This window comes from Streptomyces asiaticus, from assembly GCF_018138715.1.
Taxonomy (GTDB): Bacteria; Actinomycetota; Actinomycetes; order Streptomycetales; family Streptomycetaceae; genus Streptomyces; species Streptomyces asiaticus.
The window spans coordinates 4,398,441-4,423,475 of record NZ_JAGSHX010000006.1 but is presented as its reverse complement, the minus strand read 5'-3'; the positions used below and the strand labels follow the sequence as shown (position 1 = coordinate 4,423,475).

20 protein-coding genes, 1 tRNA gene, 1 other RNA gene and 1 pseudogene are annotated in these 25,035 nt (G+C 72.0%); 17 read left to right on the top strand and 6 right to left on the bottom strand.

From position 1 onward, the window contains the following. Positions 1–57: 57 nt before the first annotated feature. From KHP12_RS26015 to KHP12_RS26005, 3 genes are all read left to right on the top strand, one after another. Positions 58–516, top strand: coding sequence for an SRPBCC family protein (locus KHP12_RS26015; RefSeq protein ID WP_037956816.1), 459 nt, complete (start codon positions 58–60; stop codon positions 514–516). 187 nt (positions 517–703) lie between these two features. Continuing rightward, complete coding sequence (locus tag KHP12_RS26010; protein ID WP_210609502.1) at positions 704–1,483, top strand: IclR family transcriptional regulator; 780 nt, start codon at positions 704–706, stop codon at positions 1,481–1,483. A 102-nt stretch (positions 1,484–1,585) separates the two neighbouring features. Further along, the gene (locus KHP12_RS26005; protein ID WP_210609500.1) at positions 1,586–2,701 is read left to right on the top strand and encodes a PP2C family protein-serine/threonine phosphatase; all 1,116 of its coding nucleotides are present in this window, start codon (positions 1,586–1,588) and stop codon (positions 2,699–2,701) included. 97 nt (positions 2,702–2,798) lie between these two features. On the opposite strand, the gene gdhA is transcribed toward KHP12_RS26005, so the two are convergent. Continuing rightward, on the bottom strand, positions 2,799–4,145 hold the full coding sequence (gene gdhA / locus KHP12_RS26000) for an NADP-specific glutamate dehydrogenase (RefSeq protein WP_210609498.1): 1,347 nt from the start codon (positions 4,143–4,145) through the stop codon (positions 2,799–2,801). 378 nt (positions 4,146–4,523) lie between these two features. Between gdhA and KHP12_RS25995 the strand changes: the two genes are divergently transcribed. Together KHP12_RS25995 and KHP12_RS25990 are read left to right on the top strand one after the other, a co-directional pair. Then, positions 4,524–5,300: an ABC transporter ATP-binding protein gene (locus tag KHP12_RS25995; RefSeq protein WP_210609496.1), complete on the top strand. Its 777-nt coding sequence runs from the start codon at positions 4,524–4,526 to the stop codon at positions 5,298–5,300. Then, positions 5,297–7,888 carry an FtsX-like permease family protein gene (locus KHP12_RS25990; RefSeq protein ID WP_086884970.1) on the top strand — a complete coding sequence of 864 codons (2,592 nt, stop codon included), beginning with the start codon at positions 5,297–5,299 and terminating at the stop codon, positions 7,886–7,888. Before KHP12_RS25995 ends, KHP12_RS25990 begins: the two co-directional genes overlap by 4 nt. A 299-nt stretch (positions 7,889–8,187) precedes the next feature. Here KHP12_RS25990 and KHP12_RS25985 read toward each other — a convergent pair whose 3' ends face one another. Further along, entirely contained in the window at positions 8,188–8,865 is a 678-nt protein-coding gene (locus tag KHP12_RS25985) for a response regulator transcription factor (RefSeq protein ID WP_086886320.1), read from the bottom strand. Beyond that, entirely contained in the window at positions 8,853–10,019 is a 1,167-nt protein-coding gene (locus KHP12_RS25980) for a sensor histidine kinase (protein ID WP_210609495.1), read from the bottom strand. The genes KHP12_RS25985 and KHP12_RS25980 overlap by 13 nt, the downstream gene beginning before the upstream one ends. A gap of 222 nt (positions 10,020–10,241) precedes the next feature. Between KHP12_RS25980 and KHP12_RS25975 the strand changes: the two genes are divergently transcribed. The 4 genes and pseudogenes from KHP12_RS25975 to KHP12_RS25960 all read left to right on the top strand — a co-directional run bounded on the left by KHP12_RS25975 (position 10,242) and on the right by KHP12_RS25960 (position 13,796). Beyond that, on the top strand, positions 10,242–10,409 hold the full coding sequence (locus tag KHP12_RS25975) for a hypothetical protein (protein ID WP_167442834.1): 168 nt from the start codon (positions 10,242–10,244) through the stop codon (positions 10,407–10,409). A 940-nt stretch (positions 10,410–11,349) separates the two neighbouring features. After that, positions 11,350–12,939 carry an ISL3 family transposase gene (locus KHP12_RS25970; RefSeq protein WP_244202792.1) on the top strand — a complete coding sequence of 530 codons (1,590 nt, stop codon included), beginning with the start codon at positions 11,350–11,352 and terminating at the stop codon, positions 12,937–12,939. A gap of 87 nt (positions 12,940–13,026) precedes the next feature. Further along, positions 13,027–13,278: pseudogene (locus tag KHP12_RS25965) on the top strand (helix-turn-helix domain-containing protein); the annotation flags it as partial. Beyond that, entirely contained in the window at positions 13,275–13,796 is a 522-nt protein-coding gene (locus tag KHP12_RS25960) for a flavoprotein (protein WP_086881837.1), read from the top strand. The pseudogene KHP12_RS25965 and the gene KHP12_RS25960, both read left to right, overlap by 4 nt. Before the next feature lie 324 nt (positions 13,797–14,120). Here the strand turns inward: KHP12_RS25960 and KHP12_RS25955 are convergent, their stop codons facing one another. Both KHP12_RS25955 and KHP12_RS25950 read right to left on the bottom strand, forming a co-directional pair. Continuing rightward, entirely contained in the window at positions 14,121–15,356 is a 1,236-nt protein-coding gene (locus KHP12_RS25955) for an SWIM zinc finger family protein (protein WP_244202791.1), read from the bottom strand. Continuing rightward, positions 15,353–18,160, bottom strand: a complete 2,808-nt coding sequence (locus KHP12_RS25950; protein WP_211833833.1) for an SCO1167/SCO6262 family helicase — start codon at positions 18,158–18,160, stop codon at positions 15,353–15,355. The genes KHP12_RS25955 and KHP12_RS25950 overlap by 4 nt, the downstream gene beginning before the upstream one ends. A 264-nt stretch (positions 18,161–18,424) precedes the next feature. On the opposite strand from KHP12_RS25950, the gene KHP12_RS25945 reads away from it, so the two are divergent. The 3 genes from KHP12_RS25945 (at position 18,425) to KHP12_RS25935 (ending at position 19,507) form a co-directional block, all read left to right on the top strand. Next, positions 18,425–18,736, top strand: coding sequence for a calcium-binding protein (locus KHP12_RS25945; RefSeq protein WP_086881834.1), 312 nt, complete (start codon positions 18,425–18,427; stop codon positions 18,734–18,736). Positions 18,737–18,860: 124 nt separating this feature from the next. Further along, on the top strand, positions 18,861–19,109 hold the full coding sequence (locus tag KHP12_RS25940; protein ID WP_086881833.1) for a hypothetical protein: 249 nt from the start codon (positions 18,861–18,863) through the stop codon (positions 19,107–19,109). Next, on the top strand, positions 19,106–19,507 hold the full coding sequence (locus tag KHP12_RS25935) for a DNA-binding protein (protein WP_086881832.1): 402 nt from the start codon (positions 19,106–19,108) through the stop codon (positions 19,505–19,507). Before KHP12_RS25940 ends, KHP12_RS25935 begins: the two co-directional genes overlap by 4 nt. Positions 19,508–19,945: 438 nt before the next feature. Here the strand turns inward: KHP12_RS25935 and KHP12_RS25930 are convergent. Beyond that, a tRNA-Ser gene (locus tag KHP12_RS25930) sits at positions 19,946–20,030 on the bottom strand. Positions 20,031–20,103: 73 nt separating this feature from the next. Between KHP12_RS25930 and ffs the strand changes: the two genes are divergently transcribed. The 5 genes from ffs to KHP12_RS25905 all read left to right on the top strand — a co-directional run bounded on the left by ffs (position 20,104) and on the right by KHP12_RS25905 (position 24,897). Then, positions 20,104–20,200: signal recognition particle sRNA small type (ffs, locus tag KHP12_RS25925), an RNA gene on the top strand. A gap of 86 nt (positions 20,201–20,286) precedes the next feature. Beyond that, on the top strand, positions 20,287–22,908 hold the full coding sequence (locus KHP12_RS25920; protein WP_210609492.1) for a DNA polymerase III subunit gamma and tau: 2,622 nt from the start codon (positions 20,287–20,289) through the stop codon (positions 22,906–22,908). Between the two features lie 129 nt (positions 22,909–23,037). Next, the gene (locus KHP12_RS25915) at positions 23,038–23,373 is read left to right on the top strand and encodes a YbaB/EbfC family nucleoid-associated protein (RefSeq protein ID WP_020870188.1); all 336 of its coding nucleotides are present in this window, start codon (positions 23,038–23,040) and stop codon (positions 23,371–23,373) included. Between the two features lie 266 nt (positions 23,374–23,639). Beyond that, complete coding sequence (gene recR / locus KHP12_RS25910; protein WP_020870189.1) at positions 23,640–24,239, top strand: recombination mediator RecR; 600 nt, start codon at positions 23,640–23,642, stop codon at positions 24,237–24,239. Next, complete coding sequence (locus KHP12_RS25905) at positions 24,232–24,897, top strand: DUF5063 domain-containing protein (RefSeq protein ID WP_086885947.1); 666 nt, start codon at positions 24,232–24,234, stop codon at positions 24,895–24,897. The genes recR and KHP12_RS25905 overlap by 8 nt, the downstream gene beginning before the upstream one ends. Positions 24,898–25,035 lie beyond the last annotated feature (138 nt).

The window sequence follows — 25,035 nt, the reverse complement described above, 5'->3', positions numbered from 1 at the left end:
GGCGGTCCCGGAAACCCGCCGTGGTGCGCGACGCGACAACGTCGAAAGGAGTCACCGATGAGCACCGTGCGGGAGTCCGTCGAGGTTGGGGTTCCGCTCCACACCGCGTACAACCAGTGGACCCAGTTCACCGAGTTCCCGAGGTTCATGGAAGGTGTGGACCAGGTCACCCAGGTGGACGATCGCCATAACCACTGGGCGACCTCCATTGCCGGTGTGCACCGGGAGTTCGACACCGAGATCGTGGATCAGCTGCCCGACGAGCGCATCGCCTGGCGCACCACCTCCGGTGACGTCCAGCAGCAGGGCCTGGTCACCTTCGAGTCCCTGGACGAGCGCCACACCCGGGTCAATCTGGCCCTGGTCTTCGAGCCGAGCGGAATGGCGGAGAAGGCCGCGGACATGACCGGGACGCTCGACCGGCGGGTGAAGGGGGACCTGCGGAGGTTCAAGGACTTCATCGAGCACCGCGGTGAGGCGGAAGGCGCCTGGCGCGGCCGGATCTCCCCCGGCTGAGCGCGGCGCACCGCACCGGACCGAACCGATCCATAACCCGCAAGGGCACGTCCGCGAGGATGAGTCCGCAAGCCCGCGAGGGCGCCGACCGCAGCGGTCGGCGCCCTCGCGCGCGTCTCCGGTGGAGATCGGATCCAGCGAGATCACACTCTTGCTCATCCGGTCACATCAGGAGCAAGCTGAATATATGGGTGCTCAAACGGCGCCTACGCTGATCTCATCCGTTCAGCGGGCTTTCCGGTTGATGGAGGCAGTGGGCGCGCACGAGGGCGGTGCGCCGGCCAAGCGTCTCGCCCGGGAGACCGGGCTGCCGCTCGCGACCACGTACCACCTGCTGCGGACGATGACCCATGAGGGCTATGTGTCCCGGCTGGACGACGGCGGCTTCGTGATCGGCGACAAGCTGCGCGCCCTCGAGTCCGGCAGCCGTGAGCAGGCGATGCTCGCCCGGGTCCGGCCCACGCTGGCCGCGCTGCGCGACGAGCTCTCGGCCGCCGCGTATCTCACCTTCTACAACGAGGGCGAGATCCGGGTCGCGGAGATCGTCGATGGCCCACAGGCGCCCCGGGTCGATCTGTGGGTGGGGTGCGAGGACGCCGGGCACGCCACCGCGCTGGGCAAATGCGTACTGCGCGAGCTGAACGACGAGGCCCGCCACGACTATCTCTCCCGCCATCCGCTCGTCGATCTCACCCCGCGCACCGTCACCCGCTCCGACGATCTGCTCCGCCGCCTCGACTCCCCGACCGGAAGTCCCCTGGTCGCGGACTTGGAGGAGTACGCCCTGGGCACGGTCTGCTTCGCGGTGCCGATTTACTACGGGGATCGGCTCGGCTCGCTCGGGATCTCGCTGCGGGCGGACCGGCTGGCCCGGCTGGCGGAGATGGATCCGCACCGTGAGCTGTTCCGGACCCGCCTGGTGCCGACGGCGAGCCGGGTGAGCAGGAACCTCTCGCTCACTATCTGAAAACGCGGGTCTTGCCGAACCTATCGAATCGCTGTTTCTCTGGATGAAACGGACAAACTCGGTATCACTTGCCCCCGTGGAGAGAGAGCAGCGAAGCAGGTCATGTTCCCGGCCCGACTCCGCCCGTACGACCCGGACCAGCCGGACGGCGCTGGGCGCATAGCCCCCGCGGTCCCCGTCATCATCATCATTGGCGTGGCTCTGCTCGCCCTCGTCACCTCGGAGGGGCTGGCCTGGCTGCCACTGCTCGCCGTCGGCCCGGCGCTCGCCGCTGCCCACTCCGGACCGTACGGGGTGATGCGGATCGGCCTGCTCGCCGTGGTGGTGGGCGCGCTGCTGGGCACCCAGGGCGATGAATCGATGCGCACCCAGGCGATCATCCTGGCCACGCCCGCCGCCGTGGCCCTGGCGAGCTGCGGGGCAAGCGCCCTGCGCAGACGCCGTGAGCGGGTACTCGCCGCCGTCCGCTCGGTCGCCGAGGCCGCCCAGAACGCCCTGCTCACACCGGTGCCCGCCCGGGTCGGCCAGTTCCAGGTGGCGGTCCGCTACAGCGCCGCCGCCGCGGAGGCACGGGTGGGGGGCGATCTCTATGCCCTGCTGCCGACCCCGCACGGGGTGCGGCTGATCGTCGGCGACGTACGCGGCAAGGGGCTGCCCGCGGTGAGCACCGCCGCCCTGGTGCTCGGCGTCTTCCGCGAGGCCGCCTACGACGAGCCGAACCTGCTCGACGTCGTCGCCAGGATCGAGCGCAGCCTGTCCCGCAACCTGGCGCCCGACGACTTCGTCACCGCCGTGGTCGCGGGATACGCCAGCGAGGGCCGTATGGAGCTCGTCAACTGCGGACATGCCCCGCCGCTGCTGGTCGGCGAGACCGGCATCGTCGCCGTCGAGCCCACCCGCCCGGCCCCGCCGCTCGGTCTGGCCTCCCTGGGCGGTGAACTGCCCAGCCTCCAGGTGGTGCCGTTCGCCGAGGGCGACCAGCTGCTGCTCTACACCGACGGGGTCATCGAGGCGCGGGACCGCGGCCGGGAGTACTTCCCGCTGCTGGAACGGGTGCCGCGGCACCTCTGCGACGAGCCGTCCCGCACCCTCGCCGCGCTCCACGACGAACTGCTGTCCCATGTGGGCGGCCGGTTGCACGACGACGCGGCGCTGCTGCTGCTCCGCAAGCCGGTGCTGGGCGCGGTGCGCGGGGTGGCGGATGTGCCGTCGGCGTGAGCGGATGCGCGGTCGGCGTGGCCCGTGCCCCCGCGACCCGTATGGCCCGCTCAGCGCCTCCGACGGATCGGTTCAGACGGATCTTGGACGGATCGGCTCAGACGACGCCCTGGGCGGCCATCGCCTCCGCCACCCGCACGAATCCGGCGGCGTTCGCGCCCAGGGCGTAGTCGTCGGGGGAGCAGCCGTAGCGGTCGGCGGTGGCCCGGCACAGGGTGTGGACCTCGGTCATGACGGCGGCGAGACGGGCCTCGGTCTGGGCGAAGGTCCAGCGCTCGCGGGAGGCGTTCTGCTGCATCTCCAGCGCGGAGGTGGCCACCCCGCCCGCGTTGGCGGCCTTACCGGGGCCGAAGAGCACATCGGCCTCCCGGAAGATCTCGATCGCCGCCGGGGTGCAGGGCATGTTGGCGCCCTCGGCCACGGCCATCACACCGTTCTTGACCAGGGCGATCGCGCTCTGCTCGGTCAGCTCGTTCTGGGTCGCGCAGGGCAGGGCGACCTCGCAGGGCAGCTCGAAGACCGAACCGCGGCCGGAGAAGACGGCGCTCGGCTTGGCGTCGGCATAGGCGGAGATCCGCTGCCGCCGGACCTCCTTGATCTCCTTGAGCAGCGCGAGGTCGACACCGTCCGGGTCGACCACATGGCCGGAGGAGTCGGAGCAGGCCACCACCCGGCCACCGAGGGAGTGGACCTTCTCGATGGCGTAGAGGGCCACATTGCCGGAGCCGGAGACGACGACCGTAAGGCCGTCGAAATCCCTCTTGCGGGTGCGCAGCATCTCCTGGGCGAAGTGGACGGTGCCGTACCCCGTGGCCTCGGTACGCGCGGGTGAGCCGCCCCAGGCGACCGGCTTACCGGTCAGCACACCGGCCTCGAAGCGATTGGTCAGCCGCTTGTACTGGCCGAAGAGATAGCCGATCTCGCGGGCGCCCACCCCGATGTCCCCGGCCGGTACGTCGGTGTGCTCGCCCAGATGGCGGTGGAGTTCGGTCATGAAGGACTGGCAGAACCGCATCACCTCGCCGTCCGAGCGCCCCTTGGGGTCGAAGTCCGCACCGCCCTTGCCGCCGCCGATGGCGAGGCCCGTCAGCGCGTTCTTGAAGATCTGCTCGAAGCCGAGGAACTTCACGATGCCCAGATCGACGCTGGGGTGGAAGCGCAGGCCGCCCTTGTAGGGGCCCAGCGCGCTGTTGAACTCCACCCGGAAGCCCCGGTTGACCTGGACCTCGCCGTCGTCGTCCACCCATGGCACCCGGAACACGAGCTGCCGCTCCGGCTCGCACAGCCGCTCCACGATCCGGGCCTCCAGATACTCGGGATGCGCGCCGAGCACGGGGGCGAGGGCCGGCAGCACCTCGCGCGCCGCCTGGTGGAACTCGGACTCCCCGGGGTTGCGGTGCACGATCTGCGCGTAGACGGCCTCGATACGGGCGCTGACGTCCATGGGTGCGTGGTGCCTCTCTGTGGGCTTCTGTCTCATATGCCGGTCCTGCGAGGGTCCAGGATCTTGTCCCCGGCGGGGTTCACCATGGCGGCGCGCCCGGGGAGTCGCCCGCGAACCGGGAAGACCGGGGAAGACCGGGGGAGACCGGGGCTTCAGGCCGGTGGAGGACCGGGGGAGACCGGGGTTTCAGGTCGGTGGAGGACCGGGGGAGACCTGCGGTGATCGAGAGGGGGTGGAGCCAGCTCCACCCCCGGGCCGGAGCCCCGTACCCCTCCCCTTACGGGACCGCGCTCTCTCCCGCCCGCCCGCGCCCGTTTCTAGCGTTCTTCGTGACCGGCGGACCCGTTTGATCCGTCGGCGCGACGGAGGGGCGGAGAGATGAACCGGCAGTGGCGCGGCCGTACGACGGCCACCGCGGAGCGGACGGGGACCTGGCACCATGCGCTGACCCTGGACGGGGTCACCCGGGAGTACCAGCCGGGGGCCGTGGCGCTGCACCCCATCCATCTGACGGTGCCGCGCGGACGGTTCCTCGCCGTGATGGGTCCCTCGGGATGCGGGAAGTCGACCTTGCTCCAGTGCGCCGCCGGGCTGGACCGGCCGACGGCGGGCACGGTGCGCATCGGCGGCACGGAGCTGTCCTCGCTGAACGAGGCGGCGCTGACCCGGCTGCGGCGGGAGCGGATCGGCTTCGTCTTCCAGGCGCACCACCTGGTGCCGTCGCTGAGCGTCGCGGAGAACGTCTCCCTGCCGCTGATGCTCGGCGGCCACAGCGTCGACGGCCGGGATCTGCGGGCCCTCGCGGCGGTCGGGCTGGGGGACCGGGGCGGTGCCATGCCGTACGAACTGTCCGGTGGGCAGAGCCAGCGGGTGGCCATCGCCCGCGCGCTGGTGACCTCGCCCGACATCGTCTTCGCCGACGAGCCGACCGGGGCGCTCGACCCCGCCGCCGCGGAGGAGGTGCTGACGCTGCTGCGGCAGGCCGTCGACCGTGACGGCCATACGGTCGTCATGGTCACCCACGACCCGTTCGCCGCCGCCTGGGCCGACGAGGCGCTGTTCCTGATGCGGGGGAAGCTGGTCTGGCGGCAGGAGCGGCCGGAAGCGGCCGACATCCGCCGCGTCCTCAAGGACCTGGGAGGGCGGACCGCATGAAGGTGTCCGCCCTCCTGGCCGCGCGCGCCACTCGTGCCCACCGTAAGGCGTGGACCGCGGTCTTCGCCGCGCTCGCCCTCACCTCCCTGCTGCTCGGCGCCTTCGGGCTGACCCTCGTCTCGGCCTGGAGCGCGCAGCCACGGGTGGAGCGGTACGCCGGGGCCGATCTCGTGGTGGCCGGCGACCAGACCACCCGCTTCAGCGCGACGTCCCTGGGCGAGCGCGAGACCGCGAGCGCCGGGCTCACCGAGCGGGTCCGTATCCCCCGGACGGCGCTGAGCGCGGTGCGAGGGGTGCCCGGGGTGCGGACGGCCGTCGCCGACACGGAATTCCGGGTGGGCCTCGCGGGCCGGGCCGCCACCGGCCACCCCTGGGAGACCGCCCGCCTGGCGCCCTACGCACTACGGACGGGCCGCGCCCCGGAGCGGGCGGACGAGGTGGTGGTGGGCGGTGGAGCGGGCCGCGGCGGCGCGGACAGTGCCGAGGCGGACCGTGGCGGCGTGGGCCACATCGGCGCGCGGCTGACGCTGCGCGTGGGCGGCCGGGACGCGGCGTACACCGTCGTGGGCGTCGCCGACGGCCCCCGTACGGTCGTGTGGTTCACCGGCGCCGAGGCCCGGCGCCTGTCCGGCCACCCGGAAGCCCTGGACGCCATCGGGGTCGTCGCCGAACCCGGCACGGACCAGGCGGAGCTGGCCGGACGGGTGGGGAAGGCCCTGGACACGGCCGGTGTCACCGGCATCGGGCACCGTGCGGACGGCGACCCGGCCGCCGTGCGCGTCCTGGCCGGAGGCGAGCGTGGCGAGGCCGAGTTCCTGGCGGCCGGGCCCGCCCGTGGCGAGCTGCTGGCGGCGCTCGGCTCCGTGGCCGGAGCCGTCGTCCTCGTGGCGTTGCTCGTCGTGTCCTCGACCATCGTCCAGGCGCTGCGTCAACGCTCCCATGAACTGGGCCTGTTGCGGGCGGTCGGCGCCACACCCGGGCAGCTGCGCGGCGCGGTGGGCCGGGAGGTCGGGCGGGTCGCGGCCTGGGCGGCGCTGGTGGGCGCGGCCGGGGCGGTCCCCGCGTACCTGGGGCTGCGCGCGCTGCTGGACGCGCGGGGCGCGCTGCCCACCGGGCTCGAGCTGACGCTGTCCCCGCTGCTGTGGCCCGCGCCCCTGGTCACCGCCGCCGTCACCGTCCTGGTGGCCCGGATCGCGGCGCTCATCGGCTGCTCCAGGACCGCCACGGCGCGCCCGGCGGAGGCGCTGCGCGAACGGGCACCCGGCAGGGCCCGGGGCATCACCGGTCTTGTGCTGCTGGGCGTGGGCGCGAGTTCGGCCGGAACGGCCGCCCTCCAGCAGGGCGCGACCGCGGCGGCCGCGGCCGGTGCGGCGGCGGTGACGATGGTGATCGCCTGCGCGGTGCTCGGGCCGTGGATCGCCGAGGGGGCGATGCGGCTGCTCGGCGCCCCGCTGCGGCTGTTCGGCCCCGGCGGCCGCCTCGCCGCCGCCAACTGCGCCGCGTCCGCCCACCGGCTGGGCGCGGCGATCACCCCGGTCGTGCTGGTCACCGCGTTCGCCGGGGTCCAGCTCTCCGGCGGCGCGACGATGACCCACGCGGCGGACGCCCAGGCCCACCGGATGCTGCGCGCCGACATGGCGGTGCGCGCGGACGGCGGCCTTACGGCCGGTGCGGTGGAGCGGATCCGCGAGCTCCCCGGGGTGCGGGCGGCGACGGAGGTCGTCCCCGGCACGGTGCTGCTGGCGCGCAGCGAGCTCGGCTCGCCGGAACTCGAGCGGCTGCCCGTCTTCGGCGTCACCCCGGAACGGCTGACGCGCACCCTCGACCCGGGCGTCCGGAACGGGGACCTCGCCCGGTTGCGCCCCGGCACGGTCGCCATCGGCGCCGACCGCGCGGACTCCCTCGGCGCCCGGCCCGGCTCCACGGTGACCCTGCGGTTCGGTGACGGCCAGGAGGCGCGGCTGCGGGTCGTGGCGACGTACGAACGCTCCATCGCGCTCGGGGACTTCCTCCTCGCCCGCGATGAGCTGCTGCGCCACACATCGCTGCCCGGCGCGGGTCGGATCCTGGTCGCGGCCGCGCCCGATGCCGACCGTAAGGCGCTCACGAAGGCCCTGGCGCGGGCGGTTCCCGGGGCCCGGGTGGAGCGGGACCCGGTGCCCGTAAGGGGCGAGGCGGCGGGCGAGGCGCTGGCCGGGGTGGTGTCGGTGGCGGTGGTCGCGGCGATCGGGGCCTTCACGGTGATCGCCGTCCTGAGCACCCTCGCCCTCATCGCCACCGGACGCCGCCCCGAACTGCGCCTGCTCCGGCTCGCGGGCGCGGGCCGCCGCCAACTGCGCCGCATGCTACGGCTGGAGGCGGCGGCCACGGTGGTGACCGGCCTGGTGGTGGGCGCGGCCGTGGCGTCCGTACCACTCCTGGCCTTCAGCGTGGCCACGGCGGGCACACTGCCGTACCTGCCGCCGCTCCAGGCCGCGGCGATCGTCACGGTGGTGGTGACCACGGCGGCGGCGGGCTCACTGCCACCGGTGTGGGGAACGCTGCGGGGACGGTATCCGCGGAAGGTCTTCAGCCCCTCCGGCGATTGAGGGCACGTTTCCAGCCCCTCCGGCGATTGAGGAGCGGGGTCCGGGGCAGAGCCCCGGCGGGGGTGAGGGGGCGGAGCCCCCTCTTTCGGGAAGGGGCGGGGCGGGGAAAGCCACGGCTCACACGGCCGGGATCGCCGCCCCGGCCGCGATCCCGGCCGGGGCCGCGAACGCCGCTGGCGCCGCGAACGCCGCTGGCGCCGAGACCTCCGCTGGGGCCGAGACCTCCGCTGGGGCCGAGACTCCCGCTGGGGCCGGGGCCGCGATCCTCGCCGGGGCCAAGACCCGCACCGGCCTCGGCCTCACCGCCTGTCCGCCGACTCCCCCGCGCTCGTCGCCCCCTTGTTGAGATACGCGAGGACGGCCAGCACCCGCCGGTGCCCGCTGTCGCTCGGCGGCAGGCCGAGCTTGGCGAAGACATTGCCGATGTGCTTGCTGACCGCGCGTTCCGAGACCACCAGCGTGCCGGCGATCGTCGCGTTGTCCCGGCCCTCCGCCATCAGGTGCAGCACCTCGCGTTCGCGCGGCGTCAAGGAGTCCACCGGATCGTTCCGGCGCCGGGTCATCAGCTCCTTGACGACCTCCGGGTCCAGCGCCGTACCGCCCGCGACCACCCGTTCCAGCGCGTCCAGGAACTCCTCGACCCGCCCCACCCGGTCCTTCAGCAGATAGCCGAGCCCGCTCGCCCCGTCGGCCAGCAGCTCGGCCGCGTAGGTCTCCTCGACGTACTGCGAGAGCACCAGCACCGGCAGACCGGGCATCTCCCGCCGCGCCGCGAGCGCCGCGCGCAGCCCCTCGTCGCGGAATCCCGGCGGCATGCGGACGTCGAGCACGGCCGCGTCCGGGCGGTGTTCGAGGAGGGCGGGCAGTACCTCGGGGCCGCTGGAGGCGACGGCCGCCACCTCGTGCCCGGCGGAGTTCAGCAGCAGGACCATGCCCTCCCGCAGCAGAGCGTTGTCCTCGGCGATCACCACACGCACGGCAGCTCCACTTCGATCAGCGTCGGCCCCCCGACGGGGCTGGTCATCTCCACGGTCCCGTCGAGCGCCGCGACCCGGCGCCGCATGCCGAGCAGCCCGCTGCCGCCCGAGGGATCGGCCCCGCCCCGCCCCTCGTCCCGTACCGCGACCCTCAACCTATCGGGCATCCGGACGAGGCCGACCGACGCCTGTCGCGCCCCGCTGTGCTTGGCCGCGTTGGTCAGCGCCTCCGCGATCACGAAGTACGCGGCCGCCTCGACCGCCGCCGGGGCCCGGGGCCCGTCCTCCACCCCGTCGTCCCGTACGGACACCTCGAGCCCGCTGCCCGCCGCGAGCGCCCGTACGGCGCCGACGAGCCCTCGGTCGGTGAGGATCGGCGGATGGATGCCGCGCACGACATGGCGCAGCTCGGTGAGCGCCTCCTCCGCCTGGTCCTGGGCGTCCGCCAGCAGCTTGTGCGCCGCGTCGGGGTCCTTCTCGTACGCGCGCCGGGCCAGCCCCACCCGCATCGAGAGCGCCACCAGGCGCGCCTGCGCACCGTCGTGCAGATCGCGCTCGATGCGCCGCAGTTCCGCCCCGTGCGCGGCGACGGCGCCCGCCCGGGTCTCGGACAGCTCCTCCACCCGCTCGGCGAGCCGGGCGCTGCGCAGCGCCTCCGGCGACGGCAGGAGCAGCGCCCGCGACCACGCCGCGTCGAGGTCCACCAGCCGCTCGATCAGCGGCAGCACCACGGCCCGTTGCTTCAGCAGCCCGCACCACACCCCGTCCACGAGCAGCCCGTACACCCACACCGGCATCGCACAGCAGACCAGCAGCCAGCCGTAAGCCGCGTGGGCCACCAGCCAGCGCAGATCGCGGTACGTGGCCGGATCCCCGACCGCCGCCCGCGCCCGCGCGAACGCCTCCCCGGTCAGCGGCCGGTACGCCTCGGGCACCGGCTCGCCCGTCCAGGCACCCACCAGCCGCCGCTTGTACCCGGCCGTCCTGCGCAGGAGCAACACCGACTCGGGCAGCACCCCGGCCCCCACGACGGTGGCCATGGCCACGGCGGCGAAGATCACCACCCCGATGGACAAGTACGAGGCCAGCGCCAGCCCGGCCGCTCGCAGCAACTCGACCGAGGCCCACCCCGCCCGCCGCACCGTCTCCCGCATGGCCGTCAGGCTAAGCGACCGGCCGGGCCCGCGGGAGCGGAGTGGGCCGACCGACAGGTGAATCGGTGGGGGTGTAGCCCGCTCCACCACGGATCCGGGGGCGCGGCCCATCGAGCGGGCGAGGCGAACCCGGAATCGTAGACCTCAGCAAACGAACGACCGAACCCCCGAACCCCCGACCACCCACCGGCCCGCCAAGGGCCCCTCCGAAAGGACCCCCTCATGAAGTCCCTGCTCTGGCTGGTCCTGGCCCTCGCCGCCATCGTGAACGTCGCCTCCAGCTTCGCCTTCGACGGCATCGAGCAGATCCTGATCAGCAGCGTCACCGGCCTCACCGCCATCGCCTCCGCCACGGCCCTCTACCTGACCCGCGCCCGCCGCACCGCCTGACCGGGTGCCCCGGCACCTACCTCACCTCGGACATCCCCCGCCACCACCGACTGTCCGGAGCGTCCACGCGAACGGTCCTGGCCCTCGCCGTGATCTTGGCGTCGAGGGCCCAGATGAGAGCCCGCAGCTCGCGCGCGCTCTTCTTGGGCAGGGCGTGGAGCGCGGTCTCGAGGATGTCGCGAAAAGATCCGGGATCGCAGCCACACTCATAAATTCCGCACCGAGGCCCCCAGAAAGCGTCGGTCACACCTCTGAGCGGACCGTGGGCCAGGGCCCTCCAGTGCCAGAAGGCTTCCTCGACCGCCTCGGGCCAGAAGCGGGTGCGCTCGAGCCGACGCAGATCGGCGGCGCAGGCCCCCGAGAGACGGTCGATCGGCGGATACCGCCGCCGCCTCAGGAGACGGACCGGAATGTCGCCCCGCAGGGCTGATGGGCGCCTACGCGGCATGCCCCTTTCGACAGCTGGTCATGCCGGCCAACGTACCGCCCACGAAGGGCGGCCGACCAAGCGGTTTTACGAGGCCGTGCGGCAGAGGGGGACGAACGGAAGCTCGGGGATGCCGAGTTCTTCATGCATGGCGGCCGCTGAAGCCGGACGCCTCTGTAGTACGTGTGCTGTGCGGTCTGGAACGCCCCGTCTGTGATGTGCGCACCGTCCGCCAGTAGGTCGCGCAGTGTTCGGACGGTACGGAACGTCTCGACGCCCAACTCGACCACACGTGGCGGGGCAAGCATCGTCGGGCTGGCTTCGTTGATCTCCGAGAGGTTCTGGCACAGATCTTGGGGAGCGGTCGCGGAGCGTCACCGCGGTGTTCGATTGCGAGGGTTCGGGTTGGCGTGAGACCGCGTACGCCATGCCGCCTACCAGGCGAGGGTGACGCGCCGTCAGGCATGCGGCCAACTCGGTCACGGTCGGCCATAACCGGTGACGGTGCTGGTCATGCAGGCCGACGCATCGTTCTGGGACTCTCTCGTGTTCGACGGGATCGACGACGTGGACCTCGAGGCGGCGACAGCCGCCTTCGGCACGATCGACATGAGGGCCAGAGGCCGGGCGGCCAATGCCGCATGTCCCGACTGCGGCCGCTCCTCGGACCGGGTGCATGACTCCTACCTGCGCAAACTGAAGGATCTGCCGCTCGGTGGGCAGAGCGTCGTGATCCATCTGACGGTCCGGCGATTCATCTGCGGCGCGGACAACTGCCCGCGTCGTACGTTCGCCGAGCAGTTCGCGCAGTTGACGACTCCGTACTCGCGTTTCACCACACGGCTCAACCGCGTCCTGGAGCGCGTCGGGCTCGCACTCGCCGGTCGGGCCGGCGCCCGGCTGGCTGGTCAACTCGGCCTTTGCGCAGGCAGGATGACCTTGTTACGCAGGATCATCGCGCTGCCCGACCCGCAGGCCGGCACTCCGCGCGTGCTGGGCGTGGACGACTTCGCCATCCGCCGGGGCCAGACCTACTCCACCGTCCTGACCTGCGGAGAAACCCATCGCATGATCGACGTGCTCCCGACCCGCGAGGCGGGTCCACTGGCTGGTTGGCTGACCGCCCATCCGGGCGTGGAGATCATCTGCCGGGACCGTGCGGGCGCCTACGCCGAAGGAGCCCGGCTGGGCGCCCCCAACGCGCTCCAGGTCGCCGACCGGTTCCACCTGTGGCAAGGCATCGGCCGGGCCGTGGAGACCTGCGTCGCCGCCCACCGCGAGTGCCTGCGCACTCCGGCACCGATCAGCCCGACGAACGCTGACATGCCACTGGACGACTCGGAGCCCGTTGTCCCGTCCTTTGAAGGTCGACGGGCCCAGCGCAAGAAGGCCGCGCACGCCTTGGTCCATGAACTGCTCGCCCAGGGCCACTCGCGCCGGGCAATCGCCCGCCACCTGGGCTGGGGCCTCAACACCGTGCTTCGATACGCGCGGGCCGCACACTGGCAGGACACCCTCCGCGAAAACCGGCCCCGGCCCAGCCGGTTGGACCCCTACAAGCCCTACCTGGAACGGCGGTTCGCCGCGGGATGCACGAGCGTCACCCGTCTGCACCGCGAACTCCTCACCGAGAACGCCCCCGTCACCTACCAGATGGTCCGTGCTTACATCGCCACCCTTCGCGCCGCCCCGCCACAGGCGCCGCCTCCGCCGCCGACGGTGCGGCAGGTCACTGGCTGGCTCACCCGCCACCCCACGGCCTTGAGCGAAGAAGAGCGCGCCGCGCTGAAGGACGTCCTTGCCCGCTGCCCCGAACTGGACACCGCGGCCGGACACGTCCGCGACTTCGGCGAGATCCTCACCAACCGCCTCGGCCCCACGCTCCCCGCCTGGATCAACGCCGTCGACGCCAGCCAGCTGCCCGGCCTCACCAACTTCGCACTTCATATGCTCCGCGACCTCGACGCCGTGACCGCTGGCCTCACTCTGCACTGGAGCTCCGGCGGCACCGAAGGCGCCGTGAACCGCATCAAAAAGATCAAAAGGCAGCTCTACGGACGAGCCGGATTCGAACTACTCCGCAAGATGATCCTGCTTCAGTAACCCTGCGCGACCGCTCCCCAAGATCTGTGCCAGAACCCACACTACTGCTCGATAAAGTCATCGGGCCAAATCGCGCCAAAGGACGTTCCGCTGATGCGTCGGCCGATCCCCGTCCCCGAGCGGCGTGCGGCCCTGTGGGTCGATGCCGCCCGTGCGTACAGTCAGCAAGGCAGGCTCGCCGACGGCTACCGGGCCCTGCGTGTCGCCGAGGGCTGCGCGGCCCAGGACATCCGGAGGCCGGCCGTACGTGAGCTGGTGGCGGACATGGCTGCCCGTGAGCGCCGCAGGGCTGTGCCTGAGCTGCATCACTTCCGCCGACAACTGGGAGTGCCCGCATGAGCGAGCGCAGCAAGCCGTTCCTGTACGTCGTCGTCTGTGCGGCCGGGATCGCCGATGACGTCGGGAAGCTGATCACCGCGGCGCAGGAGCGGGACTGGGACGTCGGCGTCATCGCCACCCCGCAGGGCCTTGGCTTCATCGACGCCCAGGCCGTCGAGGCCCAGACCGGCTACCCCATACGCTCCGCCTGGCGCTCGCCCGGCGCCCCGCGCCCCCTCCCGCCTCCCGATGCCATCGCTGTCGCCCCGGCGACCTTCAACACGATCAACAAGTGGGCCGCCGGGATCTCGGACACTCTGGCGGTGGGCATCCTGTGTGAGGCGTACGGGCTGGGGGTCCCAACTGTTGCCCTGCCCTATCTGAACGCCGCCCAGGCCGCCCACCCCGCCTACCAGCAGAGTCTGGAGCGGCTACGGGGCATGGGCGTGCTGATCGCCGACTACGAGCCGCACCAGCCGAAGGCCGGCGGCGGTCGCGACACCTTCCGGTGGGAGCAAGCGCTGGAACTGCTGAGTTAGGGACTGAGACGTGGGCCGAGTCGGAAGATCACGAAGGGCCCGGACCGTGATCGGTCCGGGCCCTTCGGCTGCCCTCGCGGGCGGGTGCGGAGGATACGAGATTCGAACTCGTGAGGGGTTGCCCCCAACACGCTTTCCAAATGTTCGTCCGGGGGTTCTGGGGCGTACGGCAATGTCCTGACCTGCGGTGCAGCTGGTCCGGGCAGGGGTTCTGAACGGTGCTGTACGCCGGTGAATGCAACCAGAACTGCAACCACGGAAGTGGAGCAGCGTGAGTGTGTCCAGCCTCTGCTCGTGATTCCTGGGCAGCGGGGAATCGCCTCGTTACTCCCCGTTCTGCGACCAGGCCGCGGTGAGCGCGGTGACTGGGTCACTGTCGGCTGGTGCCGCGGGCCACCATTCGCCGTCGTCGTCCTGGAGGTAGGGGTACCAGCGGGCGTCGGGGCCCAGACGCAGCTGGATGCCGTGGTCGGTGAGGGTGAGGCGGTTGCGCCAGGCTCTGAGGTGTGTGGCGGAGTCGGTCATCTCGGAGAGGGCCGTGCCCAGGGCGGTGCGGGCGGCCTTCATCACCGTCGGGTCGGGGGTGTAGGGCTGTTCGGCGACGGTGATGCCCGTGGGGCCGCCGTGGCGCCAGGCGCGGGTGAGGCGTGCGAAGGCAGTGGGGTTGGTGCCGGTGTTCTGGATCAGGTGGTGGAACCACTCGGGTCCGGGGTTGCTTGCGGCGATGCGGACGGCGTCCTGGTGCTGGGTCAGGTGCAGGTCGGCGGTGTCGCCCGTGAGGAGCCGGGCGGCGCGCGCGGTGGCGTCGGCCATGAGGCGTTCCAGGTCCGCGGCGGCCAGGCCGCTGCCGGGCGGCGGGGCGACGGGCAGTGCTGTGGTGTGGGCGGCGGGTTCCGGGAGTTCGGGCAGTTCGGGGGGCTCTTCGGCCCAGTGGGCGTACGCGGCGGCGGCCGGGATGCCGGCCGGTGCCGGTGGGGCGGAGGTGTCCTGTGCTGCCGTACGGAGTGCGCGCAGCTGGGCGAAGACCTCCTCGCGACCGCGGCCGCGCAGCGCGAAGAGCACGAATGGGTCGGTGTCGATGGTGGCGGCGATGGCGTAGCAGAGGGCGGCGGCGTGCTTGCAGGGGTATCCCCAGTCGGGGCAGGAGCACTCCGGATCGAGCTCGGTGGGCAGTGGGAGCAGTGGGACGCCTGCGTGCCGGGCGTCGTCCACGAGTTCGGCGGGCATCTCGTCGTCGAGAAGTGCTGCGAGATGTCCGGCGCGGGCCGCGATCGTGTCGAGCAGGGTGTCCCACTGCGGGTTGGTGAGGACGGGCAGGTGGACTGAGGAGCGGTACGGGCGCGGGCGGCTGCCCTGGACAGCGGCATTGACCTTGCCCGGAGCGACGGTGACCGGGCCGACCATGCCTTTGCGGGCGTAGGTGCGTCCGCGCGAGAGCCGTCCGGCGTCCAGGGTGGAGTCCTCCAGGGCGGCCACCCATGCCTGGCCCCACCAGGTCGCTGCGAAGGCTCGCTTGCCGCGGGCGGGCGCATGGCGCGGTCCGGGGACAGCGGGGCTCATGACTGCCTTCCCAGGGCGACGAGTTCGGCGAGGTCGGCGTCGGACAGTTCGGTCAGGGCTGCCTCGCCGGAGCCGACGACGGCGTCGGCGAGGGCGCGCTTGGCCTCGAGCAGCTTCGCTACCTTGTCCTCCACGGTTCCCTCCGCGAGGAGCTTGTGCACCTGGACGGGTTTGTCCTGGCCGATGCGGTAGGCGCGGTCGGTGGCCTGCTCCTCGACGGCCGGGTTCCACCAGCGGTCGTAGTGCACGACGTGGCTGGCGCGGGTGAGGTTGAGTCCGGTGCCCGCCGCCTTCAACGACAGCAGGAACACCGGCACTCCACCGCGCTGGAAGCGGTCCACCATCTCCTCGCGCCGCGCGACAGGGGTAGCACCGTGCAGGAAGAGCGCGGGGACGCCGCGCTCGGCGAGATGCTTCTCCAGCAGGGCCGCCATCTGTTTGTACTGCGTGAAGACCAGCACGGATTCACCTTCGGCTGTGATGGTGTCGAGAAGTTCGTCGAGCAGGTCGAGCTTGCCGGAGCGGCCCCGCAGGGGAGTGGACTGGCGCAGGCCGTGCTCTTTCAAATACTGGGCGGGATGGTTGCAGATCTGCTTCAGCGCGGTGAGCAGCTTGAGTACCAGACCGCGTCGGGCGATGCCCTCCGACTCCGCGATCTTCGCCATGGTCTCGCGGACCTGTGCCTCGTACAGGCTGGTCTGCTCGGCCGTCAGCGGAACGACGTGGTCGGTCTCGGTCTTGGGCGGCAGTTCGGGCGCGATGCCGGGGTCGGACTTCTTGCGGCGCAACAAGAAGGGACGTACGAGACGGGACAGGCGCTCGGCTGCCTCGGGATCCTCGCCCGCCTCGATGGCACGGGCATGCCGGTCACGGAAGGCGGTGAGTGTGCCGAGCAGCCCGGGAGTGGTCCAGTCGAGCAGTGCCCACAGCTCGGAGAGGTTGTTCTCCACGGGGGTGCCGGTGAGAGCGACACGGGCGCGGGCGGGCAGGGCACGCAGTTCGCGGGCGGTGACGGCGTAGGGGTTCTTGACGTGCTGGGCCTCGTCGGCGGCCACCAGCGACCAGGCTGTCTCGGCGAGCACTTCGCGGTCGCGGCGCAGCACCCCGTAGGTGACCAGGACGATCTCGTCGCCGGCCAGGTCCCCCAGGTGGCGGTCGCCGCCGTGGTATCGGCGTACGGGGGTGAGCGGTGCGAATCTGGCGGCCTCGCGCTGCCAGTTGCCGAGCAGGGAGGCCGGGCAGACGACAAGGGTGGGGCCCGCGGTGGTGGGATCGCTCTGGCGGTGCAGATGCAGAGCGAGCAAGGTGACGGTCTTGCCCAGACCCATGTCGTCGGCGAGACAGCCGCCGAGGCCGAGTGCGCACATCTCGGCCAGCCAGGCCAGGCCCCGTTTCTGGTACTCGCGCAACGTGGCCTTGAGGGCGGCGGGTTGGGGCACGGGGGTGCGGGACTCGGGGGCGCGGATACGAGCGACCAGGTCGCCGAGCGCACCGACCGCCGCGCAGGGGACCCGGTCGCCGTCCCGCTCGACCTCGCCGGTCAGCGCGGCGCTCAACGCCTCCATGGGGGTGAGCGGTTCCATCCGGCGGCGCTTGGCGCGGGCCACCAGCTTCGGGTCGGCGACCATCCACTGGTCGCGAAGCCGGACGAGGGGACGGCGTGACTCCGCGAGAGCATCCATCTCGGCCTCGGTGAGCGGCTCGCCGCCGAGGGAGACCTGCCAGCGGAAGTCGAGGAGGGCCTCGGTGTCCAGCAGGCCGCCCGCGGTGGAACCGGGGGCGGTGCGCTGCCCGATCTCCGCGGTCGCGGTGAGTGCCTTGACCAGGTCGCGCGGCCAGTGCACGTCGACACCGGCCGTGCGCAGCGCGTCTGTGGCGTCCCCGAGGAGATCGAAGGCTTCGTCGTCGGTCAACCGGAGCTGATCGGGAGCGGCATCGTCGAGCAGCCTCCGCAGCGGGGGCCAGGCGCGGGCGCCGCGGCGCAGGGCGAGCAGGGTCTCGGTCTCGGCGCGCGGGCCGAGCAGCCGCTCCACTTCGGTCGGCTCGCTCCACAGCCGTGCGGCCTCGATGACGAGCGCCGGGTCCGCCGCGGTGTGCAGTTGCAGGACCGCCCGGAACTGCCGTCGGCGTCCTTCGGGTACGTCGACGCGCAGGGAGACACTGACCTCGGCGGTGAGCGCCGCCTGGGTTTCCTCGGCCCATTCACGCAAGGTGGGCACGGCACGGGCCTCGCGCCAGGCGTACGGCAGCGCTCCCATGGCGAGCGGCGCGGCCGGGGTACGGACCAGATCATCGGCGACCGCGTCGCAGAACTGGCGTACCAGCGCAGCCGGTTCGGCGATCCGTACCGGCGCAGGGCCTGGCTCGGGCAGGCAGTGGGCGTGGGGCGGGAAGGCGGCGGCCAGGGCGTCCAGCGTCTGGCGCTGGGCGGCGGTGAAAGGACCCACCTGCCAGGTGTCGTAACCGGCGGGGGTGAGGGCCGGGTGGAGGCGGCCGTCGGCGAGCAGCCGCAGCGCGAAGCGAGTGGCGGCCTGCCAGGCGGCGCCGGAGGGATGCGTCGGCTCCGCATCGGCCAGGACGGAGACAGCGACGGCGACAGGCAGCGCGTAACCCTCGACCCGGCGCCGCCTGACCGAGCGGCCGTGCGGCAGGACCAGCTTCACCGCCTCGGTCTCGAAGCCGGTGGGCGCCATACTGTCTCCGGCTGCTGCCCCGGTCGGCTTCCACAGCAGCAGCCGCCCAAGGCGGGCGGGCTCACCGGGCAGGAACACCGCCGCCCAGCCGGCGCCGAGCAGCTCCCTCACGAAGGCGGACGTTTCCTGCCGGGCCAGCGGCGGTGCGCCCCTCGCGCCCGTACTCGGCTCTCGTACGACGACTCGTGCCACTCTCTTCCGCCCTGTCGCTTGCCGGACCCTCCCCGGGCCGCTCACTACCGAACCCCACCAGGCGATGTCACACCCTGGCAACCGGGGGCCTTGGCTTGACTGCCGGTGACGGTGCCACGACGGATACGCCGCTGCTGAACACACCGGTCCTCAACCGTACGGGCGCAGCGCTACGGTGAGGCTATGAGCACCTGGGACCCAGCCGCGCTGGAGGCGTTGATCGAAGAGGCCACCGTCGATGCCTACGGCGAGGACGAGCAGCTCACCGGCTTCTTCACGGTGATCGAGGAGAGTCTTGCCGTGCCGTTCACCACGACTGTTCTCGGCGTCGAGGTGAGCGTGGTCGGTGTCGACCTGGCCGAGGACGGGCGCCTGGTCGCACGCTGCGCCCGGGGGTCGGTCCGACAGGACATCGGAATTCTGGACCTGCCGTTGCCGGAACCCGCCCCCGAGGGCTCGCAATGGATCGAGGCATACCGCTACTGGGCCCGCTGAACTGGCGCGTCGTACAACTGCCCGGCTGAGCCCCTGCTCGAACGGACAGTTCGACTGCCGCTGACCGGAGGGACTGCGGGGAACGGACAGCACGTAGCGCGCATACCGCAGTATGCTTGCGGCTATGGCTGACACCACACGCATCACGGTGACACTCCCCACCGAGCAGGTGGCGGAGCTGAAGAAGATCATGGACAACATCTCCGGCTACGTGGCCGAGGCGGTCGCCAGACAGATCCGGCACCAGCTCCTGGGAGCCGACCTGCGCAGCCACACAGACGAGCACGGGGCCTTCAGCGAGGAAGAGCTGGCCGAAGCGCGGGCGCGGATCTTCGGCACGACGTCGGCCGCCGGCGGCGCGAGCGCCGCGTGAGCGGGCACATCGAGACCGTCGTCCTGGACAGCGAGGGGCTGTCGGCCTGGGTGGCGCAGAACCGGAAGGTTCTGGCGATGTTCCAGGTGTTCCACGACATGGGAGCGGACCTTGTCGTCAGCGCCAACACCATCGTGGAGGTGAGCCACGCCCGGGTGAACCTGGCCCGACTGCAATGGGCGCTCTCCCGGGTCAAGGTGGAGCCGGTCACGGAGGCGGCGGCCAAGGCGGCGGCCCAACTGCTCAAGGACGCCGGTCTGCACGGATACAAGTACGCGATCGACGCCACCGTCGCGGAAGCGGCCTTGCGCCAGCCCGGCCCGGTCGCCATCCTCACGTCGGATGTCGATGACATGACCCGGCTGTGCGGCAGCAAGGCCCGGATGATCGGGCTGTGACCGCGACATCGTCCCGGGACCATGGACAGATCCGTGTGGATCCGCCGAGGCCAGAGTCGCCGCAGGCCCACTCGTGATGGGGGAACCAGGCATCGACGGATGCGGGAGCATGACTGCGTTCGGTGCAGAAACTCCGCGGGGTGCAATGCCTGCTGGCGGCTCGGGGCGGCGACTGCCTCTTCGTCCACGCCGTTGAGGACGGCCGACTCATCGTGTGGGTCCTGGCGGCCGGTAACCGTCGTGACGTATCCCGTCAGCTGGTGTGGCTCCCCGCAGTCTGCGCCGGTCGCCCCATAGGACGTGAGCGTGCGCCTTTCCTGCTTGAGGGAATATCTTAAATGTCGTATATAGATGCAACCGAAACTGCAACCAAGGCACGCCGAAGAGCTGGACCGCTCGTTGCGGTCCAGCTCCTCGTTTCGCCTGTTCAGGCGGCTGCGGAGGATACGAGATTCGAACTCGTGAGGGGTTGCCCCCAACACGCTTTCCAAGCGTGCGCCCTAGGCCTCTAGGCGAATCCTCCGCTGGAGACTCTACAAGACGATCGGGAGTGCTTGCGAACTCGTTCCCACCCGGGTCTATCCGCTAGGGTGGGGGCCAGCCCCTCACGTGGCGCTATCTCACCGAACTCCCCCAGGGCCGGAAGGCAGCAAGGGTAAGTGAGCTCTGGCGGGTGCGTGAGGGGCCCCTTGCGTCTTTGGGGGGGTGCGGGGGGCCGCGGGGGGTGTGGGGATGTGGGTGTGGGCCCGTTGTCCGTGGTCCCCGATATCGTCGTAAGCGTGTCGTCCCTCGCGCTGTACCGCCGCTACCGCCCCGAGACCTTCGCGGAGGTCATCGGGCAGGAGCATGTCACCGGCCCGTTGCAGCAGGCGCTGCGCAACAACCGGGTCAACCACGCGTATCTCTTCAGCGGCCCCCGAGGGTGTGGCAAGACGACCAGTGCGCGCATCCTGGCCCGCTGTCTGAACTGTGAGAAGGGTCCCACCCCGGCGCCGTGCGGCGAGTGCCAGTCGTGCCAGGACCTCGCGCGGAACGGGCCGGGGTCGATCGATGTGATCGAGATCGACGCCGCGTCGCACGGTGGTGTGGACGACGCCCGTGAGCTGAGGGAGAAGGCGTTCTTCGGGCCCGCGTCCAGTCGCTACAAGATCTACATCATCGATGAGGCCCATATGGTCACCTCGGCGGGGTTCAACGCCCTGCTGAAGGTGGTCGAGGAGCCCCCGGAGCACCTCAAGTTCATCTTCGCGACCACCGAGCCGGAGAAGGTCATCGGCACGATCCGGTCGCGTACGCACCACTATCCGTTCCGGCTCGTGCCGCCCGGGACGCTCCGCGACTATCTGGGGGAGGTCTGCGGGCGCGAGGCGATTCCGGTCGAGGACGGGGTGCTGCCGCTGGTGGTCCGGGCCGGGGCCGGGTCCGTGCGGGATTCGATGTCGGTGATGGACCAGCTGCTCGCGGGCGCGGCCGACGACGGCGTGACGTACGCCATGGCGACCTCGCTGCTCGGTTATACGGACGGCTCGCTGCTGGACTCGATCGTGGACGCCTTCGCGGCGAGCGACGGGGCGGCGGCCTTCGAGGTCGTCAACCGCGTGATCGAGGGGGGCAACGACCCCCGGCGCTTCGTCGCCGATCTGCTGGAGCGGCTGCGCGATCTGGTGATCCTCGCCGCCGTGCCGGACGCGGCGGAGAAGGGGCTCATCGACGCCCCGGCCGATGTGGTGGAGCGGATGCAGGCGCAGGCGTCGGTCTTCGGCGGCGCCGAGCTGAGCCGCGCGGCGGACCTGGTCAATGAGGGTCTTACGGAGATGCGCGGCGCCACCTCGCCGCGGCTCCAGCTGGAGCTGATCTGCGCCCGGGTGTTGCTGCCCGCCGCCTTCGACGATGAGCGGTCCGTCCAGTCGCGGCTGGAGCGGCTGGAGCGCGGGGCCCTCGCGGGCGGCCTGGGCGGTGGAGCCGGTGCCGGTGGCGTTGGTGGTGTCGGCGGTGGTGGCGTTGGGGGGCCCGGGCCCGCCATGGGGTACGTGCCTGGGCCCGACGCCCACGCTCCCGTCGGTCCCCCCGCCGGTGGGCCGTCCGGTCCGGCCGCCGCGCGTGCGGCCATGGCCGGGGGCGGGCCCGGTCAGGGGCAGGCTCCGGACGGTCCGGAGAGCGCGGGGAGTGGCGAGGCGCCTGGTGGGTGGCCTGCCGGGGCGCGCCCTGCCGCGGACAGCGGTCCAGGGGGTGCCGTGGACAGTGGACAGCAGGGCGGTGCCCCGGCTGCGGCCGCGCCCCCGGAGGACGGTGGCGGGCAGCGGCCCGGAGCATGGCCGTCGGGTGCCCAGACCGGTGCCCAGACCCCGGCTGCCGAGGGCGGCGGATCGCGGCCCGGCGCCTGGCCTGCCGCCTCCGCACCCGGCTCCGGGGCTTCCGGTACGGGCAGTACGGGCAGTACTGCTGATGGCGGTGGCCAGGGTGCCGGGGCGCCCGCCCGGCAGCCCGGCGGCTGGCCCACGGCCACCGCGCCGGGGCAGGGCGGCGGCACCGCGCCGGGGCAGGGCGGCGGTCCCTCCGCGCAGACACCCGCGGCGCCCTCCGCGCCGACCACCCCGAGCGCGCCTTCTGCCCCCGCCGCCGGACCGGGGCCCTCCGCACCTGCGCCGGGCGCGCCGAGCATGGCGCAGGGCGCCGTCCAGGTGCGGCAGATGTGGCCGGACATCCTGGAGGCGGTCAAGAACCGCCGCCGCTTCACCTGGATTCTGCTGAGCCAGAACGCGACGGTGTCCGGCTTCGACGGCACCACCCTCCAGCTCGGCTTCTCCAACGCGGGCGCGCGCGACAGCTTTGTGGGCGGCGGCAGCGAGGACGTCCTGCGGCAGGCGCTCCAGGACGCCATAGGGGTGCAGTGGCGGATCGAGGCGATCGTCGACCCCTCGGGCGGCGCCGGACAGCAGGGCGGCGGCCCAGGTGGTCCGGGCGGTTTCGGTGGCGCCGGTGGGCACGGTGGACCCGGTGGCCAGGGCGGTTCCGGCGGCTACGGCGGAGTCGGCGCCGGTGGCGCCGGTGGCGGCTTCGGCGGCGGGAGCGGCCCCAGCTCCGGCGGCGGTTCCGGCGGCTTCGGCGGCAGTTCCGGCGGTGGCCAGTCCGCCCCGCCCCGCCAGTCCGCGCCCCCGCCCGCTGCTCCCGCCTCCCCGCCCCCGGCCGCGCCCTCCGCGTCCGCCGCACCGTCCGGCTCCGCGAACGCGGGCCCGCCCCCCGCGGCGGCGTACCGGGAGCCCGCGCCGCCGCGGGTCTCGATCGAGGACGACATGCCGGCCGAGGACGACCCGGACCTGGACGACACCGCGCTGAGCGGCCACGACCTGATCGTCCGCGAGCTCGGTGCCACGGTGATCGAGGAGATCGTCAACGAGTAGGAGGCGTGGGCCCCGCACCCGCGTTCCACGTCGCCGGGTCTCCTCCGTACGGCGTAGAGCAAGGCGCTCTGGGAGCACGTAGGCTCGGGCTATCGAAGAGAACGACTGTCGAGCGCCAGGAGCGAAGCCGTGATCCCCGGTGGTGGCCAGCCGAACATGCAGCAGTTGCTGCAACAGGCTCAGAAGATGCAGCAGGACCTCGCCGCGGCCCAGGAGGAGCTGGCCCGCACCCACGTGGAGGGTTCATCGGGCGGTGGCCTGGTGAAGGCGACCGTAACCGGTTCCGGTGAGTTGCAGGGCCTGGTCATCGATCCCAAGGCCGTGGATCCTGAGGACACGGAGACCCTCGCGGATCTGGTCGTCGCGGCCGTCCGGGACGCCAACCACGCCGCGCAGGAGCTCCAGCAGCAGAAGCTCGGCCCGCTCGCCCAGGGGCTGGGCGGTATGCCAGGGCTCCCGTTCTGACCTTCGGGTTCTTCGGAGTCTTCGGGTTCTCCGGGGCATCTGGGTTCCCCCGGGTCTCGGGTTCTCCGGGGCCTCCGGGTTCCCCCGGGTCTCGGGTCCCCCGAGGTCTCGGGCTCCCCGGGCCCGACCGCAGGAGTCGCGGCGGCCGTAAGAGTCGCGGCGGCCGGCCGCAGGAGCGTGACGCCCCCTGGCCGTGAGGGCACGGCGCAACCGAATATTCATGTGAAGTACGGCCACCGCGCGTCGGCGCGAGATTGGATGATGGCGTGTACGAGGGCGTGGTCCAGGACCTCATCGACGAGTTGGGCAGGCTGCCCGGCGTCGGTCCCAAGAGCGCGCAGCGGATCGCCTTCCACATCCTGCAGGCCGAGCCCACCGACGTCCGCCGTCTCGCGCAAGCGTTGACGCAGGTCAAGGAGAAGGTGCGGTTCTGTGCGGTCTGCGGGAACGTCGCCGAGGCCGAGCAGTGCCGCGTCTGCCAGGACCCCCGTCGCGACCCCGCGATCATCTGCGTGGTCGAGGAGCCGAAGGACGTTGTCGCGATCGAGCGGACGCGTGAGTTCCGGGGCCGCTATCACGTGCTCGGCGGGGCGATCAGCCCCATCGAGGGCGTGGGCCCGGACGATCTGCGGATCAGGGAGCTGCTGGCGCGGCTCGCGGACGGTACGGTCACTGAGCTCATCCTGGCCACCGATCCGAATCTGGAGGGCGAAGCCACTGCCACGTACCTCGCGCGCATGATCAAGCCCATGGGTTTGAAGGTCACCCGCCTGGCCAGCGGCCTCCCTGTCGGTGGAGACCTGGAGTACGCCGACGAGGTCACGCTGGGTCGTGCCTTCGAAGGGAGAAGACTTCTCGATGTCTGACGCAACGCTGCACGACGCCCACCCGGACCCGGACGACTTCGCGGTCCAGATCTCCGACCAGATCGAGAGCTTCATCGTCGCGGTCACCGAAGTCGCCAAGGGGGACGAGCCGGACAGCGCTGTGCCGTTCCTGCTGCTCGAGCTGTCGCAGCTGCTCCTCGCGGGCGGTCGGCTCGGCGCGCACGAGGACTTCGTCCCGGACGAGCGGTACGAACCGGACGTCGGCCCGGAGCCGGACGTCGACGAGCTGCGTGAGCGCTTCGCCCAGCTGCTGGAGCCGGTGGACATCTACTCGGAGGTCTTCGACCCGTACGTGCCGCGCAGCCAGCCCGTGGCCTGCCGGATCTCCGACGACCTGGCCGGGATCATCACCGATCTGCGGCACGGAATGGCGCACTACCGCGAGGGCCGGATCAGCGAGGCGCTGTGGTGGTGGCAGTTCTCGTACCTCTCCAACTGGGGGACGACCGCCTCGGCGGCTCTGCGCGCGTTGCAGTCGCTGGTCGCGCACGTACGGCTGGACAGCCCGCTGGACGAGCTGGACGGCCTGGACACGGACAGCAACGCGAGCGGTGACGAGGAGCTCGCGGAGGAGGCCGGCCGGGTCATGGCGGCGGAGATCGCGGGACCGCTCGGGCTGCACTCAGGACCGCGTTGAGGGGCGCTCCGGACCGCGCTGAGGGGCGCTCGGGACGGCGTTGAGGAGTGCTCCGGACCGCGCTGAGGGGCGCTCGGGACGGCGCTGAGGAGCGTTCGAGACGGCCGCGGGGCGGGCGCACGAGACGCCCCGCGACGC

Excerpts from the sequence above, each read along its gene's own strand:
- KHP12_RS25995 (WP_210609496.1), top strand. The coding sequence starts at position 4,524 with ATGAACCGGCAGTGGCGCGGCCGTACGACGGCCACCGCGGAGCGGACG.
- KHP12_RS25980 (WP_210609495.1), bottom strand. The coding sequence starts at position 10,019 with ATGCGGGAGACGGTGCGGCGGGCGGGGTGGGCCTCGGTCGAGTTGCTG.
- KHP12_RS25940 (WP_086881833.1), top strand. The coding sequence starts at position 18,861 with ATGGCTGACACCACACGCATCACGGTGACACTCCCCACCGAGCAGGTG.
- KHP12_RS25990 (WP_086884970.1), top strand. The coding sequence starts at position 5,297 with ATGAAGGTGTCCGCCCTCCTGGCCGCGCGCGCCACTCGTGCCCACCGT.
- KHP12_RS26015 (WP_037956816.1), top strand. The coding sequence starts at position 58 with ATGAGCACCGTGCGGGAGTCCGTCGAGGTTGGGGTTCCGCTCCACACC.
- KHP12_RS25945 (WP_086881834.1), top strand. The coding sequence starts at position 18,425 with ATGAGCACCTGGGACCCAGCCGCGCTGGAGGCGTTGATCGAAGAGGCC.
- KHP12_RS25970 (WP_244202792.1), top strand. The coding sequence starts at position 11,350 with ATGCAGGCCGACGCATCGTTCTGGGACTCTCTCGTGTTCGACGGGATC.
- KHP12_RS25905 (WP_086885947.1), top strand. The coding sequence starts at position 24,232 with ATGTCTGACGCAACGCTGCACGACGCCCACCCGGACCCGGACGACTTC.
- gdhA (WP_210609498.1), bottom strand. The coding sequence starts at position 4,145 with ATGGACGTCAGCGCCCGTATCGAGGCCGTCTACGCGCAGATCGTGCAC.
- KHP12_RS25960 (WP_086881837.1), top strand. The coding sequence starts at position 13,275 with ATGAGCGAGCGCAGCAAGCCGTTCCTGTACGTCGTCGTCTGTGCGGCC.
- KHP12_RS25955 (WP_244202791.1), bottom strand. The coding sequence starts at position 15,356 with ATGAGCCCCGCTGTCCCCGGACCGCGCCATGCGCCCGCCCGCGGCAAG.
- KHP12_RS26005 (WP_210609500.1), top strand. The coding sequence starts at position 1,586 with ATGTTCCCGGCCCGACTCCGCCCGTACGACCCGGACCAGCCGGACGGC.
- KHP12_RS25975 (WP_167442834.1), top strand. The coding sequence starts at position 10,242 with ATGAAGTCCCTGCTCTGGCTGGTCCTGGCCCTCGCCGCCATCGTGAAC.
- KHP12_RS26010 (WP_210609502.1), top strand. The coding sequence starts at position 704 with ATGGGTGCTCAAACGGCGCCTACGCTGATCTCATCCGTTCAGCGGGCT.